14 protein-coding genes are annotated in these 13,929 nt (G+C 74.5%); 1 reads left to right on the top strand and 13 read right to left on the bottom strand.

All coding sequences use genetic code 11. From position 1 onward, the window contains the following. Positions 1 to 67: 67 nt before the first annotated feature. Positions 68 to 523, bottom strand: coding sequence for a DsbA family protein (locus FSW04_RS16045; protein ID WP_228430504.1), 456 nt, complete (start codon positions 521 to 523; stop codon positions 68 to 70). Between FSW04_RS16045 and FSW04_RS16040 the strand changes: the two genes are divergently transcribed. After that, on the top strand, positions 464 to 1,039 hold the full coding sequence (locus tag FSW04_RS16040; protein ID WP_228430503.1) for an SRPBCC family protein: 576 nt from the start codon (positions 464 to 466) through the stop codon (positions 1,037 to 1,039). The two genes, FSW04_RS16045 and FSW04_RS16040, sit on opposite strands and share 60 nt — an antisense overlap. Positions 1,040 to 1,134: 95 nt before the next feature. Here FSW04_RS16040 and FSW04_RS16035 read toward each other — a convergent pair whose 3' ends face one another. The 12 genes from FSW04_RS16035 to FSW04_RS15980 form a co-directional block, all read right to left on the bottom strand. Next, positions 1,135 to 1,605 carry a redoxin domain-containing protein gene (locus FSW04_RS16035; RefSeq protein WP_146921018.1) on the bottom strand — a complete coding sequence of 157 codons (471 nt, stop codon included), beginning with the start codon at positions 1,603 to 1,605 and terminating at the stop codon, positions 1,135 to 1,137. Further along, positions 1,605 to 1,877, bottom strand: a complete 273-nt coding sequence (rpsO, locus tag FSW04_RS16030; protein WP_187368838.1) for a 30S ribosomal protein S15 — start codon at positions 1,875 to 1,877, stop codon at positions 1,605 to 1,607. The genes FSW04_RS16035 and rpsO overlap by 1 nt, the downstream gene beginning before the upstream one ends. A gap of 25 nt (positions 1,878 to 1,902) precedes the next feature. Continuing rightward, positions 1,903 to 2,787, bottom strand: coding sequence for a bifunctional riboflavin kinase/FAD synthetase (locus FSW04_RS16025; RefSeq protein WP_146921016.1), 885 nt, complete (start codon positions 2,785 to 2,787; stop codon positions 1,903 to 1,905). Continuing rightward, positions 2,784 to 3,593 carry a tRNA pseudouridine(55) synthase TruB gene (truB, locus tag FSW04_RS16020; RefSeq protein WP_146921014.1) on the bottom strand — a complete coding sequence of 270 codons (810 nt, stop codon included), beginning with the start codon at positions 3,591 to 3,593 and terminating at the stop codon, positions 2,784 to 2,786. The genes FSW04_RS16025 and truB overlap by 4 nt, the downstream gene beginning before the upstream one ends. Positions 3,594 to 3,601: 8 nt before the next feature. After that, a complete protein-coding gene (locus FSW04_RS16015; RefSeq protein WP_146921012.1) occupies positions 3,602 to 4,612 on the bottom strand; it encodes a DHH family phosphoesterase in 1,011 nt (336 codons plus the stop codon). Beyond that, a complete protein-coding gene (rbfA, locus tag FSW04_RS16010) occupies positions 4,602 to 4,937 on the bottom strand; it encodes a 30S ribosome-binding factor RbfA (protein ID WP_146921010.1) in 336 nt (111 codons plus the stop codon). Before rbfA ends, FSW04_RS16015 begins: the two co-directional genes overlap by 11 nt. A gap of 17 nt (positions 4,938 to 4,954) precedes the next feature. After that, positions 4,955 to 5,266 carry a DUF503 domain-containing protein gene (locus FSW04_RS16005; protein WP_228430502.1) on the bottom strand — a complete coding sequence of 104 codons (312 nt, stop codon included), beginning with the start codon at positions 5,264 to 5,266 and terminating at the stop codon, positions 4,955 to 4,957. Between the two features lie 21 nt (positions 5,267 to 5,287). Then, entirely contained in the window at positions 5,288 to 8,362 is a 3,075-nt protein-coding gene (gene infB, locus FSW04_RS16000; protein WP_146921008.1) for a translation initiation factor IF-2, read from the bottom strand. Then, positions 8,340 to 8,537 carry a YlxR family protein gene (locus FSW04_RS28585; RefSeq protein WP_407652993.1) on the bottom strand — a complete coding sequence of 66 codons (198 nt, stop codon included), beginning with the start codon at positions 8,535 to 8,537 and terminating at the stop codon, positions 8,340 to 8,342. The genes infB and FSW04_RS28585 overlap by 23 nt, the downstream gene beginning before the upstream one ends. Before the next feature lie 65 nt (positions 8,538 to 8,602). Continuing rightward, the gene (nusA, locus tag FSW04_RS15990) at positions 8,603 to 10,225 is read right to left on the bottom strand and encodes a transcription termination factor NusA (protein ID WP_146921006.1); all 1,623 of its coding nucleotides are present in this window, start codon (positions 10,223 to 10,225) and stop codon (positions 8,603 to 8,605) included. Between the two features lie 16 nt (positions 10,226 to 10,241). Beyond that, complete coding sequence (locus tag FSW04_RS15985; RefSeq protein WP_146921004.1) at positions 10,242 to 10,655, bottom strand: ribosome maturation factor RimP; 414 nt, start codon at positions 10,653 to 10,655, stop codon at positions 10,242 to 10,244. A gap of 204 nt (positions 10,656 to 10,859) precedes the next feature. Next, entirely contained in the window at positions 10,860 to 13,511 is a 2,652-nt protein-coding gene (locus tag FSW04_RS15980; RefSeq protein ID WP_187368837.1) for a transglutaminase-like domain-containing protein, read from the bottom strand. Positions 13,512 to 13,929: the final 418 nt, after the last annotated feature.

The following is a 13,929-nucleotide window of genomic DNA, read 5'->3' as shown; positions in this document are numbered from 1 at the left end:
CCCGCGCGTCGGACTCGGCGGGCCGGCGTGTTTCGAAGTTCTCTCGATCCGAACGTGTCCCCCGAGTCTACCGGGGTCGCAGCAGCGCCGGTGTGGCCGTCACCCCGGCCCGCATGCCCTCCTGCAGGTCGCGTGCGACGCGCCGGGCCACGGCGTCCGAGCGCCGGTCGGCGTCGAAGCGCGCGACGTCGAGCCCGAGCGTCGCGCAGCGCTGCCACAGGTGGGGGTCGTCGATGTGGCCCTGGTCGCTGAACAGGGCGTCGTGGAAGGCCCAGAACGCGTCCTGCAGGGCGGCGGCCTCGGCGGCCCGGGCCAGCGCGACCGCGCGGGGATGGCGGGCCTTGAGCGCGAAGTGCCGGAAGGCGACGCGGTCGCCGCCGTGGGCCAGCTCGAGCGCCACGACCGCGCAGCGCGGGCACGAGAAGTCGCCGTACATGACGACGAGCTCGCCCGTGCCGCGGACGTGGTCGTCGTCGCGCAGGCCGGGCAGCGGCGCGCTGGTGAGGGTCCGGGGTTCGTCCACGGGCGTGCGGGGACCGTACCCGGTGCACATGCGCACCTTCACCCTGCAGCGCGAGCAGGTCCTGCCCGCCCCCCGGCCGACGTCTTCCCCTTCTTCGCCGACGCCCGCAACCTCGAGGCGATCACGCCGCCGATCCTGCGCTTCGAGGTCATCACCCCCGGCGAGATCCCGATGCGCGTCGGGACGCTGATCCAGTACCGCCTCACGCTGCGCGGCATCGGCGTCAACTGGCTCACGTCCATCCAGGAGTGGGACCCGCCGCACCGCTTCGTCGACACCCAGGTGCGCGGCCCCTACGCGCTGTGGCACCACACGCACGACTTCGAGGAGATCACCGACGCCGGCCCGCCCGCCACGCGCATGACCGACACCGTGCGCTACGCGATCGGATTCGGCCCGCTCGGCGAGCTCGCGGCGCGCGGGTTCGTGCACCGCGACGTGGCCGCCATCTTCGACTACCGGCGCGAGACCGTGGTGGAGCGGATGCGCGCGTCGGGGGTTCTGGACGCGGCCTAGCGGCGGACGATCGCGCGCTGGGCCTGGCCCTGGGCGGCGAGCGCGTCGAAGATCAGGTTGACGCCGGGCAGATCTCGCGGAGATCCTGCCCGCGCTCAGGCGGGCCGGGCCTCGGCGAGCGCGTCGAAGATCAGGTTGACGCCGGGCAGATCTCCGGGCGAGTCCGCCAGGTGCGACCACATGACCACGCCGTCGGGGCCCACGATGACCAGCGCGCGGTTCGTCATGCCCGCGGGCTCGAAGTAGGCGCCGAACGCCCGGGCCGTCGCGCCCTTGGGCTCGAAGTCCGACAGCTGCTCGATCGTGACGCCGAGCTTCTCGCGGAACGCGGCCTGCGACCACGACGCGTCGGTGGAGACGCCGTAGAGCGTCGCGCCCTGGGCGGCGAGCTCGGACACGGCCTCGTCGTAGACCTGCAGCTGGTCGGTGCAGACCGGGCTGAAGGCGAAGGGGTAGAAGACCAGGACGGTCGTCGCGCCCTTGAGGTCGTCCTGCGTGAACGTGCTGCCGTCCTCGCGCTTGAGGACGAAGTCGGGGACCTTGGTCCCCGGGGCGATGATCGCCATTACCGGCGCAGGCCGAGCTCGGCGATGAGGGCGCGGTAGCCCTCGAGGTCCTTCTTGGCCAGGTAGTTCAGCAGCCGGCGGCGCTGGCCGACCAGCATGAGCAGCCCCCGGCGGCTGTGGTGGTCCTTCTTGTGCGAGCGGAGATGCTCGGTCAGATCGTTGATCCGTGCGGTCAGCAACGCCACCTGGACCCGGGTGCTCCCGGTGTCCTCGGCGTTGTCCCCGAACTTGTCGACGATCTCCTGCTTGCGTTCAGCGGTCAGCGTGCTCATGTGCGGCGATCGAGAGTAGCAGGGGTCACCCTGCGGCGAGGGTCCGGGCCTCGTCGACGTCGCGGCCCATCTGCTCCACGAGCGCCTCGACGCTGTCGAAGCGCCGCTCGCCGCGCAGCCGCCGCAGGAAGTCGACCCGGACCGGCTGCCCGTACAGGTCGCCGCTCCAGTCGATGAGGTAGGCCTCGATCAGCTCGCCCCGGCCGGTGACGAACTGCGGGCGCACCCCGACGTTGGTGGCCGCGGCGACCACGTCGCCGCCGGGCAGCGCCACCCGGCAGGCGTAGACGCCGTGGCCGGGCAGCACGAAGCCGGCGGCCGGCACGAGGTTGGCGGTCGGGAAGCCCAGCTCGCGGCCGCGCTTGTCGCCGTGGGCGACGTCGCCCTCGACGGCGAACGGCTCTCCGAGCAGCTCGCCGGCGTACTGCACGGCGCCGCCGGCGACCAGGCCGCGGATGTGGCTCGAGCTGACGACCTCGCCGTCGACCTCCAGCAGCGGCACGACGCGCGTCTCGAAGCGCGTGTCGGCGGCGAGCATCGCGGCGTCGCCGCCGGCCTTGTGGCCGAACCGGAAGTTCTCCCCCACGCTGACGTGCTCGGCCTGCACGTTCTCGACGAGCACGTGGTCGATGAAGTCCTGGGCGTCGCGGGCCGCGAAGGCGGCGTCGAAGGGGACGACGACGAGCTCCCGGACCCCGAGGCCCTCGACGAGCTGGGCCTTGCGTGCCAGGCTCGTCAGCAGCCGGGGCTGGGTGCCCGGCGCGACGACGGACTGCGGGTGGGGCTCGAAGGTGATGACGGCGTCGGCCCCGCGGATGACCTCGCGGTGGCCGCGGTGGACGCCGTCGAAGGTGCCGACCGCCACCCGGCGGGGGTGCGGCTCCACGTCGGGCAGGTACGTGAGCTTCACGAGCGGAAGCCTACGCGGGGCCTCGCGCCGCCGTCCGTCGCCTCGGCGATGCACACGGGGTCGCCGGCCGCGTCGATCAGGACGAACTCCGTCGCCGGTGGGTCGGCGATCGCCACGGTCTGGCCGTGGGCCGCGCGCCGGACCGTCTCCTCGTCGCCGGTGACGGTGGGCAGCACCGCCGCCAGCGCCGCGCCGAGCGACAGCGGCGGCCCTCCCGCGTCGCGGACGTGGAACGGGCCGATCGCCGTGCGCCGCAGCTGCAGGCAGTAGGCGTCGCCGAGGTCGGCGATGAGCGAGCGGACGTAGGTGCCCGAGGAGCAGGCGATGGTGAAGCCCGCGCGGTCGCCCTCGCGCCAGAGCTGCTCGAAGCGGTCGACGCGGACCTCGCGCTCGGGCAGCTCGACGGCCTCGCCGGCCCGCGCCAGCGAGTAGGCGCGCCGCCCGCCGACCTTGACGGCGCTGTAGGCCGGCGGCCGCTGGCGCAGCACGCCGGTGGGCAGCGGCGGCGGGTCGGGTGGGATCCGGCCCGTCGCGACGAGCTCGCCCTCGGGGTCGCCGGTCGTCGAGGTCCACCCCAGCCGCGCGATCGTGTCGTACGCCTTGGGCTGGTCCATCAGGAAGCGCTGGATGCGCGTCGCGCGGCCGGTCAGCACGAGCAGCAGGCCCGTCGCGAACGGGTCCAGGGTCCCGGCGTGGCCGACGCGCACGCCGCGGGGCAGCGTGCGCCGGACGCCGGCCACGACGTCGTGCGAGGTCGGGCCCGCGGGCTTGTCGACGAGCAGGACGCCGTCGTGGTCGTCGGCCACCGGGGTCCCTACGTCGAGGCGGGCGCCAGCTGCGCCGCGACCTGCTCGCGCAGGAACGCGACGAGCTCGTCGTCGCCGAGCACGGTGGAGAACCCGGCCGCCTGCCGGTGCCCTCCCCCGCCGCCCGCGCGGGCGATGGCCGACACGTCGACCTCGCCGTCGGTGGAGCGCAGGGAGACCTTCTTGACCGGCGTCCCGTTCTCGCTGGCGATCTCGCGGGCCAGCGCGGCGACCTTCGTCCCCTCGACCGTGCGCAGGTGGTCGATGATGCCCTCGGTGTAGCTGTCCTCGGCGCCGGTGGCATCGAAGTCCTCGCGCGTCACGCGGCCCATGGTCAGGGCGCCGCCGTCGTGGCGCTCCACCCGGCGCAGGGCGCGGGCGAGCAGCTCCAGCTTGGGGAACGGCATGTCCTCGTACAGCCGGCGGTACACCGCATGCGTGTCGACGCCGGCGGCGATGAGCTCGGCCGCCATGACGTGGGCGCGCGGGCCCGTGTTCTCGTACATGAACTTGCCGGTGTCGGTGACCAGCCCGACGTACAGCGCCTCGGCGAGCTCCTGGTCGGGCTCCACGCCGAGGGCGCGCATGAGGTCCCAGACGATCTCCGCGGTGCAGGAGGCCTCGGGGTCGACGAGGTCGACGGTGCCGAAGCGCGTGTTGTCGTGGTGGTGGTCGATGTTGAGGATGTGGACGTCGTCGCCCTTGACGATGCCCAGCGGGGTGCGGTCGATGTTGCCGCAGTCCAGGAAGACGATCGTGCGGTCCACGATGTCGCCGGGCGGCACGGTCGACAGCCCCGAGAGGTCGAAGAACCGGTACTCGTAGGGCAGCGGGAACTCATCGGCGGCCATGAGCATCACCGAGTCCTTGCCCAGCTCGGTGAGGACGCGGTGCATCGCCACGAGCGAGCCGAGCGCGTCGCCGTCGGGATGCTCATGGGTCACGAGGCAGAAGCGGTCGGCGCCGCGGATCTCCTCGAGCACCCGGTCGCGGGCGTCGGCCATGGCGTCAGGCGCCATCCTCGGTGACCTCCTCGATGAGCGCCTCCAGCCGTGCGGCGCGCTGCGCGGTGTCATCGAGCGCGAACTCGAGCGTGGGCGTGCGCTTGAGCCGCAGCTCGCGGGCGACGCGGGCCTGCAGGATGCCGTGGGCCGAGCTCAGGCCGGCGAGCGTGTCGGCGCGCTCCTGGTCGGTGCCGAAGACGCTGATGTAGACCCGCGCGTGGCGCAGGTCCGGGCTCGTCCGCACCTCGGTGACTGTCACGAATCCGACCCGTGGGTCCTTGAGATCTTTGGCAACGGCATCGCCGAGCACCTCGCGGACGGCTTCGTCCACGCGGCGCATCCGCGCTCCTCGGGCACTCATCCTAGACCTTCCACGTCGGCGTACGAGGCCACGACACGATTCATGCGAACGCCGTCGGGGACCCGCGCGTCCAGGAACCGCTGGGCGGCGTCGCAGCGCTCCTCCAGGCGCGCGAGCGATCCGCTGACCAGCGCGCCGGCCAGCGTCGCCCGCTGCCACAGGTCCTGGTGGTCGACCTCGGCCACCGCCATCCCGTGGCGCTGGTGCAGCAGCGCCTTCACCGATGCGAGCTCCTTGCGCTTGGCCTTGAGGGAGCCCGCATCGGGGAAGTGCAGTTCGATCGTGAGCAGCGCGACGTAGGCGCTCACAGGACTCGGCGGGGCCGGTTCCTAGGACGGCTGGAGCTCGCGCTCCACCTGCCGGGTCTCGAAGACCTCGAGGACGTCGCCCTCGCGGATGTCCTGGAAGTTGGCCAGCACGATGCCGCACTCGTAGCCGGCGGCGACCTCGCGGGCGTCGTCGTTGAAGCGCCGCAGCGTGTCCACCGTCGTCTCGCCCAGGACGGTGCCGTCGCGGATGACGCGGACCTTGGCCCCGCGCCGCACGACGCCGTCGGTGACGTAGGAGCCGGCGATGATGCCGATCTTCGACGCGCGGAAGGTCTGGCGGACCTCCACGGTGCCGACGGTCTCCTCGACCAGCTCGGGGGCCAGGAGGCCCTGCATGGCCGCCCGCAGGTCGTCCAGGGCCGCGTAGATCACCGAGTAGTGGCGGATCTCCACGCCCTCGCGGTCGGCGAGCGCCTGCGCGTCGCCCACCGGGCGCACGTTGAAGCCGAGGATGACGGCCTCCGAGGCCGCGGCGAGCATGACGTCGGACTCGTTGATGCCGCCCACGCCGCTGTGCAGCACGTTGACGTGCACCTCGTCCTGGGGCAGCCGCGCGACCTCGTCCTCGAGCGCCTCGACCGAGCCGGCGACGTCGCCCTTGATGACGAGGTCCAGCTCGGCGGGCTCGTCCTCGCGCGAGCGGCGGAAGACGTCCTCGAAGGACACCTTGCGCCCGGCGCGGCGCGCCAGCGACTCGGCCTTCTCGCGCGTCTCGCGCTCCTGTGCCAGGCGGCGCGCCTCGCGGTCGTTGGCCACGACGCGGACGACCTCGCCCGCGTCGGGGACGCCGTCGAAGCCCAGGACCTCGACCGGGTCGCCGGGGACGGCCTGCTGCACGCGCTCGCCGCGGTAGTCGATCATCGCCCGCACGCGGCCCGGCTCGGCGCCGGCGACGAGGGCGTCGCCGATGCGCATCGTGCCGCGCTGGATGAGGACGGTGACGACGGGGCCGCGGCCCGGGTCCAGCTTGGACTCGATGACGACGCCCGAGGCCTCGGCGTTCGGGTTGGCCTCGAGCTCCTCGAGCTCGGCGACGACCAGCAGGGTGTCGAGGAGCTCCTCGAGGTTCTGATGGGTCTTGGCCGACACGTCGACGTACTCGGTCTCGCCGCCCCACTCCGAGGGCTGCAGGCCGCGCTGCGTGAGCTCGGTGCGCACGCGCGTCGGGTCGGCCCCCTCCTTGTCGATCTTGTTGACCGCGACGACGATCGGGACGTCGGCCGCGTGGGCGTGGTCGATGGCCTCGTCGGTCTGCGGGCGCGCGCCGTCGTCGGCGGCGACCACGATCACGGCGATGTCGGTCACGCGGGCGCCGCGGGCACGCATGGCGGTGAACGCCTGGTGGCCCGGTGTGTCCAGGAACGTGATCGTCTTGCCGTTGTGGTGGACCTGGTAGGCGCCGATGTGCTGGGTGATCCCGCCGGCCTCGCCGGCGGCGACCTCCGTCGAGCGGACGGCGTCCAGCAGCGACGTCTTGCCGTGGTCGACGTGGCCCATGATCGTGACGACCGGCGGACGCTCGACGAGATCCTCGTCGGCGTCGTCGTACTCGAACTCCTCCTCGGCCTCGTCGCCGAGATGGACGATCGTCATCTTCTTGCCCAGGGCCTCGGCGACGATCTCGATCTGCTCGTCGGCCAGCGTCTTGGTGAGCGTGGCCAGCACGCCCATCGACATGAGCTGCTTGATGACGTCGGGGACGGGCACGCCGAGGTACTCGGCGACGTCCTTGACCGTCGAGCCGGAGTTGATCCGGATCGTGTCGGTGCGCGTGAGCTGATCGGCCGCCAGGATCTGCGGCGTGTCCTCCATCGGCGTGCGGCGACGCCGGCGACGACGACGCGGCGGGCGCTGCGGGGCGGGGCCGGGGCCTCCGCCGGGGCCGCGGCGCGCGGCCTGGGAGTCGATGACGACGCGGCGCTTGCCGGCGCCGGGACCGCCCTCTCCGCGCTGACCGGAGCGCGTGACGCGGCCGCCGGTGCCCGAGGGCTGCGACTGGGTCTCGTCGCGCTTGGGGCGCTTGGGCGGCTCGGGGACCGAGATGATGCGGGGGCCCGTGCCGGGCTTGGGCGGCTCGGTGTGCGGGACCGGGCCGTCGGGCTTGGCGTTCTTGCCCGTCGGCTTCTTGGCCTCGGCGGGCGTGGCGGCGGCCGCGGCCGGGGTGGCCGCGGCGGCGGGCGCCTCGGCCGCAGGGACCTCGGCGGCGGGCGCCGCGGCCTCGGCCTCGGGGACTTCGGCGGCCGGGGCGGCTTCGGCCTCGGGCGCGGCGGGCGCCGCGGCCTCGGGGACGGCCGGCGCCGGCTGCTCGGGAGCAGGCGGCTGCGCGACCTCGGGGGCCTCGGGAGCAGCTGCGGGCGCGGCCGGCGCGGCGGCGGCCGGCGCCTCGGCGGGCGGGGCCGGCGGCGGCGTGACCGCCTCGACGACGGGCGGCTCGGTGGCGACGGGCTCCTGCGGCGGCGCCGAGGCGCCGGCGCGGCCGGTCGGTCGTGCCTGCCCGGGGCCGCCGCGGCCCATCTGGCGGCGCGGGTCGACCGGCAGGTCGTCGAGCACGGGCCGGCGCGGGACGGGCCGGACGGGCTGGGGCGAGGACGGCTGGCGGCCGCCGGTGGACCCGCCGCGCGCGGGCGCCTGGCCGGGGCGCACGGGGGCGCCGCGGCCGGTGGGGGCCGAGCCGCGCGAGCCTGAGGACTGGGAGGGCGGCCGCACGGGGCCGCCACGGCCGGCGGGGGCCTGACCGGGACGCACGGGCTGGCCGCGCCCGGCGGGCGGGCGCACGGGGGCGCCACGGCCCTCGGGCGGGCGCACGGGAGCGCCCCGGCCCTGCGGCGGGCGGGCGGGCTGGCCGCGGCCGGCGGGCGGCGCGCTGGAGGCGGCGCCGGCGGCCGGTGCCGCCTTCGTGGTCGTCGGGGGGGCCGAGGAGCCGTTGCCGCCGCCGAGCGCGCGCAGGGCGTCGCTCTCCTCCACCGTGGAGGCAGCGGCCTTCACGTCGAGTCCGGCGGCCTGGAGCTGGTCGAGCACGTCCTTGCTGGACAGGCCCTGCTCCTTGGCGATCTCATGGATGCGCTTTTTCGCCATGCAGTCCTATTGATTCTACGAAGTCTTGCGGGATGTCGACCCTGCGCCTCAGGGCTCGGGTCACTGCGCGGCGCTGGACCGCCCTACGGGCGCACGCCTGGTCACAGACGTACGCACCTCTGCCCGGCATGGTGGCCGACGGGTCCGCGACGACCCGCTGGTCCGCCGCGACCAGCCGCAGCAGCTCGGCCTTGGGACGTACGGTCCCGCAGCCGATGCAGCGCCGGTGCGGTACGGAGCTTACGACGTCGGCTCCTGCGCCTGCTGCTCGGGGGCCTCGGCGGGCGCCTCGCCGTCGGGCTCGGAGGCCTCGGGCGCGGGCTCGAGGGCGTCGTCGCCGGCCAGGTCGACGCCGTCGTCGGGGTCCGCCTCCACGTCGGCCTGGACCTCGGCCTCGGCCTCGGCGTGGTCGGCCTCGAGGTCGGCGTCGGCCTCCTCGTCCTCGCCCTCCTCGGCCGGGAAGTCGCCCTCGTCGGCGCCCTCCTGGACGACGAGCTCCTGATCGCCGAACAGCTCCTCGGCGCGGGTGACGATGTCGACGACGTCGTCCCAGGTCTTGTCGGGATCGGACAGGTCGCCGATCTCCTCGTCGCTGAGCGGCTCGAGGATCGCGACCTGGGCGGTCGTGAAGCGGGAGAGGGCCTGGTGCTTGGGCAGGCCGCAGAACGGCGACCCGGGCAGCGCCTCGTTCGGGCAGCGACGACCGCGGACGCTGATGGCCTGGCAGCGGCCGCCGACCTCCTCGCCCTCGTACTCCTCGGTGGCCGTGGCGGTCGCCGCGAAGTCCGACTCGGACTTGATGTCGATGCGCCAGCCCGTCAGGCGGGCGGCGAGGCGGGCGTTCTGGCCCTCGCGGCCGATGGCCAGCGAGAGCTGGTCGTCGGGGACGATGACCGTGGCCTGCTTGGACTCGTCGTCGACGAGGACCTCGCGGACGCGGGCCGGCGACAGCGCCTTGGCGACGAACCGGGCGGGCTCGTCGTTGTAGGGGATGATGTCGATCTTCTCGCCGCGCAGCTCGGACACCACCATGCGCACGCGCGAGCCGCGGGGGCCGACGCACGCGCCGACCGGGTCCACGCCGTCGGCGTGCGAGATCACGGCGATCTTGGAGCGGTAGCCCGGCTCGCGGGCGACGTTGGCGATCTCGACCAGCCCGTCGGCGATCTCGGGGACCTCGAGCTCGAAGAGCTTCTTGATGAGCTCGCCGTCGCGGCGGCTGACGATGATGGAGGGACCCTTCGTGGAGGGCGAGACCTCCTTGATGACGGCCTTGACGCGCTGGCCGTGGTCGTAGCGCTCGCCGTCGACCTGCTCGCCCTTGGGCAGCAGCGCCTCGACGCGCTCGCGCAGCTGGACCAGCGTGTAGCGGGAGTCCGACTGCTGGACGATGCCGGTGATCAGCTCGCCGACGCGGTCGCGGTACTCCTCGAACATCATGTCGCGCTCGGCCTCGCGGATCCGCTGCAGGATGACCTGCTTGGCGGTCTGCGCGGCGATGCGGCCGAAGTCCTCGGGGGTGTCGTCGATCTCCTCGATGCGGTCGCGGTACTGCTCGAACCTGGCCGGGTCGATCTCGGGGTCCTGCGGCTCGACGCGATCACCCGTCTCCGGGTCGATGTAGGACTCCTCCTCGATCGTCTCGCCGATGAGCTCGGCCTCGAGGTCCTTCGGGATGCGGTACCGGATGACGACGAAGTCCCCGGTCTCGTGGTCGACCTCGACGCGGGCGTAGCGGGCGGCCCCGGGCAGCTTCTTGTAGGCCGACAGCAGCGCGTCCTCCAGCGCGGCCATCAGCTTCTCGGATGCGATGCCCTTCTCGCGCGCCAGCGCGGTCATGGCTTCCAGGATCTCGCGGGACATGAGTAGCTCCGTGCTCCTAGGACTCGACGAGGTTCGAACGGGCGATGGCGTCGTACGGGATGGCGACCAGGCCGTTGTCGGCGGCGATCGTCACCTCGGACTCGGAGGCGCCGACGAGCTCGCCGGTGAACGACCGGTGCCCGTCGCGGGCCTCGCGGGTGCGGACCCGCGCCCGGCGGCCGATGAACCGGCGGAAGTGATCCGGCTTGCTCAGAGGACGTTCGAGGCCGGGCGAGGACACGGTCAGCCCGTGCTCCTCCAGCAGCTCGGGGAGCGCCCGCGTGACGCGCTCGCACAGCTCGAGCGTGACGCCGTCGGGGTGGTCGATGAAGAGCTCGACGGTGTCGCCCTTGAGCTCGGCCAGCAGCACCTCGACGTCGGGCTCGCGCTCGGCGAGCCTGCGCTCGATCTCGTCCTGGATGCTGGTCATCAACCCTCCCCTCTCAAATGAAAGAGCGGGCTCACGCCCGCTCCCTGTACATCACCGGCGGACGGTCCGCCGGCACGGAAGTTGTGTCGCGAGGATAGCACCATGCCCCGTCCCGGGCGCGCGTTGGAAGGGGTCCTGCACGGCGTCCGCGAGCCGCCCGGCGGGCGTTGCGAGGGGCCCGCCGCGGGCGCCGCGACGGAGCCCTCAGGCCGCCCGGCGGCGGGCCTGGTCGCGGTAGCGCCGGTAGTCGGCGCGCTGGGGCTGCAGGTTGCAGGCCAGCGCCAGCGGATGGCGCGCCTCGGCGTGGCGGCCGAGCTGCTGCAGCGCCCGGCCCAGGCAGAACAAGGCATAGTCGTTGGTCGGGGCGTGCTCGGCGACGGCGCCGAACTCCTCGGCGGCCTCGCGGAAGCGCTGGGCCCCGAACAGGGCCCGCCCGTAGGCCTCGCGGACGGAGTCCTTGTCCGGCGCCAGCTCGCGGGCGCGGCCCAGCGGGACGGTCGCCGCGTGGTGGTCGCCGCGCTCGAGCAGCTCGGTGCCCTGACGGAAGAGGTCGTACACATCGGCCTCGGTCATCTCAGCCAGTGTAGGGGCGCCTGCGCCGCACCCGCAGCACATCCCACAGCTCGCGCGGGCGCGGCGGGAACGTCCACAGCGCGGCCATCCGGGCGCGGGGGCCCAGGCCCGCGACGAGCGAGCGGCGCATCGCGCGGCGCTGCGCGGCCGTCGGCGGCGCGGCGATCCCGCCGTAGCGCGCCAGGCGCAGCGCACGCAGGTAGCCCAGCGAGCCCTCGCTGTCGCCCAGCAGCCGCTCGAGCCGGGCCAGCGTCGTCGACGGCGTCGCCGCGCGGCCGGTGCGCGCGAGCGCCAGGCGCAGCTCGTCGAGGTCGGGATCGGCGCTGCGCCGCCGCCAGCGCTGGCGCAGGGCGACCGCCGCGCCGGCCGCCACCACGCCCACCCGCCGACGATGCCGGCGATGAGCGCGAGCGGAGAGCCGCCGCCGTCCTGCGCGCCGACCCCGGCCGCGCCGCCGGCGGTGGGGTCGGTCAGCCGGTCGCTGCCCTGCTGGGCCTGGGGCGCGGCGTTCTTGATGGACTCGGCCGCGCGCTGCGTGTCGGTGATCTGCGAGCGGGCCGGCGAGTCGCCCGGCGTCGGGTCGAACGTGACCCAGCCCAGGCGCGGGAAGTAGACCTCGACCCAGGCGTGGGCGTCGAGGTCGCTGAGGCGGTGCTCGCCCGAGGTCAGCAGGCCCGGCGAGAAGCCGGCCGCCATGCGGGCGGGCACCCCGCCCATGCGCAGCAGCAGCGCCGTCGCGCCCGCGAAGTACTGGCAGTAGCCCGCGCGGTCGCGGAACAGGAAGGCGTCCAGCGGCGCGAGGTCGCCCGGCGCCGGCGGGTTCTCGGTGTAGCGCGCCCCGCGCTGCACGCGCGCGATGACGTTGCGCACGTAGTCGTAGGGGTCGGTCGAGGCGGCGCGGATCTGACGGGCCAGGGCGTAGGTGCGGCCGTAGGGCGAGTCGGCCAGGACCTGGTCGGGGTCGATGCGGTCGAAGCCGTTGGCCGCCCGTGCGGTGGTCAGGCCGTCGCTGCCCCAGGCGGCGAAGTCGACGTCCAGTGGGCCCAGCCCCGCCTGGGCGGGCAGGCCGACGGTGAGGTCGCGCAGCACGATGACGGGGTAGTCGGTGCCCGCGACCTGCATCTCGGTGGTGCTCGGCCGCGGGTAGTACACCGCGGCGTCGTACGAGTCGCCGCGGCGCAGCGGCGTGCCCGAGGCCTCGAAGGTCCCGGGGGTGGCCGGCTGCACCGGCTTGGTGGAGCGCTCGACGCGCAGCGTCGTGCCCGCCCCGATGAAGGGCCGCGACTTCAGGCCCTTGATCGAGACGTGGATCGTCTGGAACCAGCCGGGGTGGCGGACGGCGAGCTCGGTGTCGTCGCTGTTGGCCAGCACGTCCCGGGTCTGCCGCCATCCCACGCCGTCGAAGCGCTCCAGCGCCGTGGTCTTGAAGTACAGGTTGCCCCGCGACCGGATGCGGGCCATCTCCAGGCCGTCGCGCGTCCACATGATCGGGCCGTAGCGCTGGTTCCACGAGAAGGTGGTGGTCTTGCCGCTCTGCAGCGACTCGGCCAGCGCCTCGTAGTCCACCCAGGGCGAGCGGGAGTCCAGGTGCGGCGCGACGAGGACCGCGGCGACCAGGGCCGCGGCGCCGAGGCCGGCGGCCATCGGCGCCTCGCGGGGGCCGAGGCGCTCTCCGAGGACCAGCACGCCGAGCAGCACGGTGAAGACGGCCCCGTCGAGGTAGGGGTGCCGCGGGCCGGCCTCGATGATCGGCACCGTGTAGAGGACACCGAGGCAGACGGCGGCCGCGAACGTGCGCGGGCGCCGGGCCAGTCCGAGGCAGGCGGCGGCGGTCAGCAGCAGGCCGCCGCCGGTGCGCAGGACGATGTGCAGCCAGGGGTCGACGCCCGTGTAGGGCACGCGGAGGGCGGGGATCGCACCGAGCGCCCCGCCGATCCCCGAGGCCAGGGTGTCCCAGCGGTCGGGCCGCAGCAGGCGCAGCGGCACGTTGCCGACGAGCAGGATCGCCGCCAGCGTCACGAGCGCGAGCGCGGCGACCGCCGCGAGGCGCACGGCGCGCGACGGCAGCGCGGCGACCCCGCGCGCCGCCAGCCCGCACGCGATCGCCACCACGAACAGGCCGAAGAGGTCGCCGCGCGCAGCGGGCTCGACGATCGTGGCCCAGTGCTCGGCCGCGTAGAGCGAGAGCGCCGCCAGCGCGCCGAGGCGCACGACCGCGCCGGTGCCCAGCGCGCGCAGGCCGAGGCCCGCGGCGCGCGGCGGGGGTGCCGGGATCGAGGTCATGCAGCCGCCCGGTGCGCCCATGGGCCTCGGAGAGCTCGTAGCCGGTGCAGCCCGCCACCTCGAACAGCGCGCGGCGGGACGGCAGGGCGCCGGGGACGATGAGCACGCGCCCGCCGCCCGGGGCGTGGGCCAGCGCCCGCGGCGGCCGGCTCAGCCGGCGGGCCGAGACGTAGAGCACGGGCCCGCGCCGGGCCGACACGCCGGCCAGCGCCGGCGCGGTGGCGCCGTCGACCAGCGCGAGGCGGACGTGCAGGTGCGGCCAGCCGATGAGCGCGGGCTCGAGGATCGCCGGGCGCCGGTCGCCGGGGATGAGCAGCGCGCAGCCGCCGGCGTGTGCGAGGTGGACGGCCAGCGAGGCCGCGGCGCGCACCGCCGCGTCGAGGTCGTCCTCGGTCTCGGCCCCGCGCGGATCGAGGAC

Source organism: Baekduia soli (assembly GCF_007970665.1).
Classification (GTDB): Bacteria; Actinomycetota; Thermoleophilia; order Solirubrobacterales; family Solirubrobacteraceae; genus Baekduia; species Baekduia soli.
The sequence above is the reverse complement of the archived record's forward strand: the minus strand, read 5'-3'. Positions and strand labels throughout refer to the sequence as shown.

What these genes read in the sequence shown, in the direction of transcription:
- FSW04_RS16035 (WP_146921018.1), bottom strand. Translation starts at nt 1,605, where the DNA reads ATGGCGATCATCGCCCCGGGGACCAAGGTCCCCGACTTCGTCCTCAAG.
- rpsO (WP_187368838.1), bottom strand. Translation starts at nt 1,877, where the DNA reads ATGAGCACGCTGACCGCTGAACGCAAGCAGGAGATCGTCGACAAGTTC.
- FSW04_RS16015 (WP_146921012.1), bottom strand. Translation starts at nt 4,612, where the DNA reads ATGGCGCCTGACGCCATGGCCGACGCCCGCGACCGGGTGCTCGAGGAG.
- rbfA (WP_146921010.1), bottom strand. Translation starts at nt 4,937, where the DNA reads ATGCGCCGCGTGGACGAAGCCGTCCGCGAGGTGCTCGGCGATGCCGTT.
- infB (WP_146921008.1), bottom strand. Translation starts at nt 8,362, where the DNA reads ATGGCGAAAAAGCGCATCCATGAGATCGCCAAGGAGCAGGGCCTGTCC.
- nusA (WP_146921006.1), bottom strand. Translation starts at nt 10,225, where the DNA reads ATGTCCCGCGAGATCCTGGAAGCCATGACCGCGCTGGCGCGCGAGAAG.
- FSW04_RS15985 (WP_146921004.1), bottom strand. Translation starts at nt 10,655, where the DNA reads ATGACCAGCATCCAGGACGAGATCGAGCGCAGGCTCGCCGAGCGCGAG.
- FSW04_RS15980 (WP_187368837.1), bottom strand. Translation starts at nt 13,511, where the DNA reads ATGACCTCGATCCCGGCACCCCCGCCGCGCGCCGCGGGCCTCGGCCTG.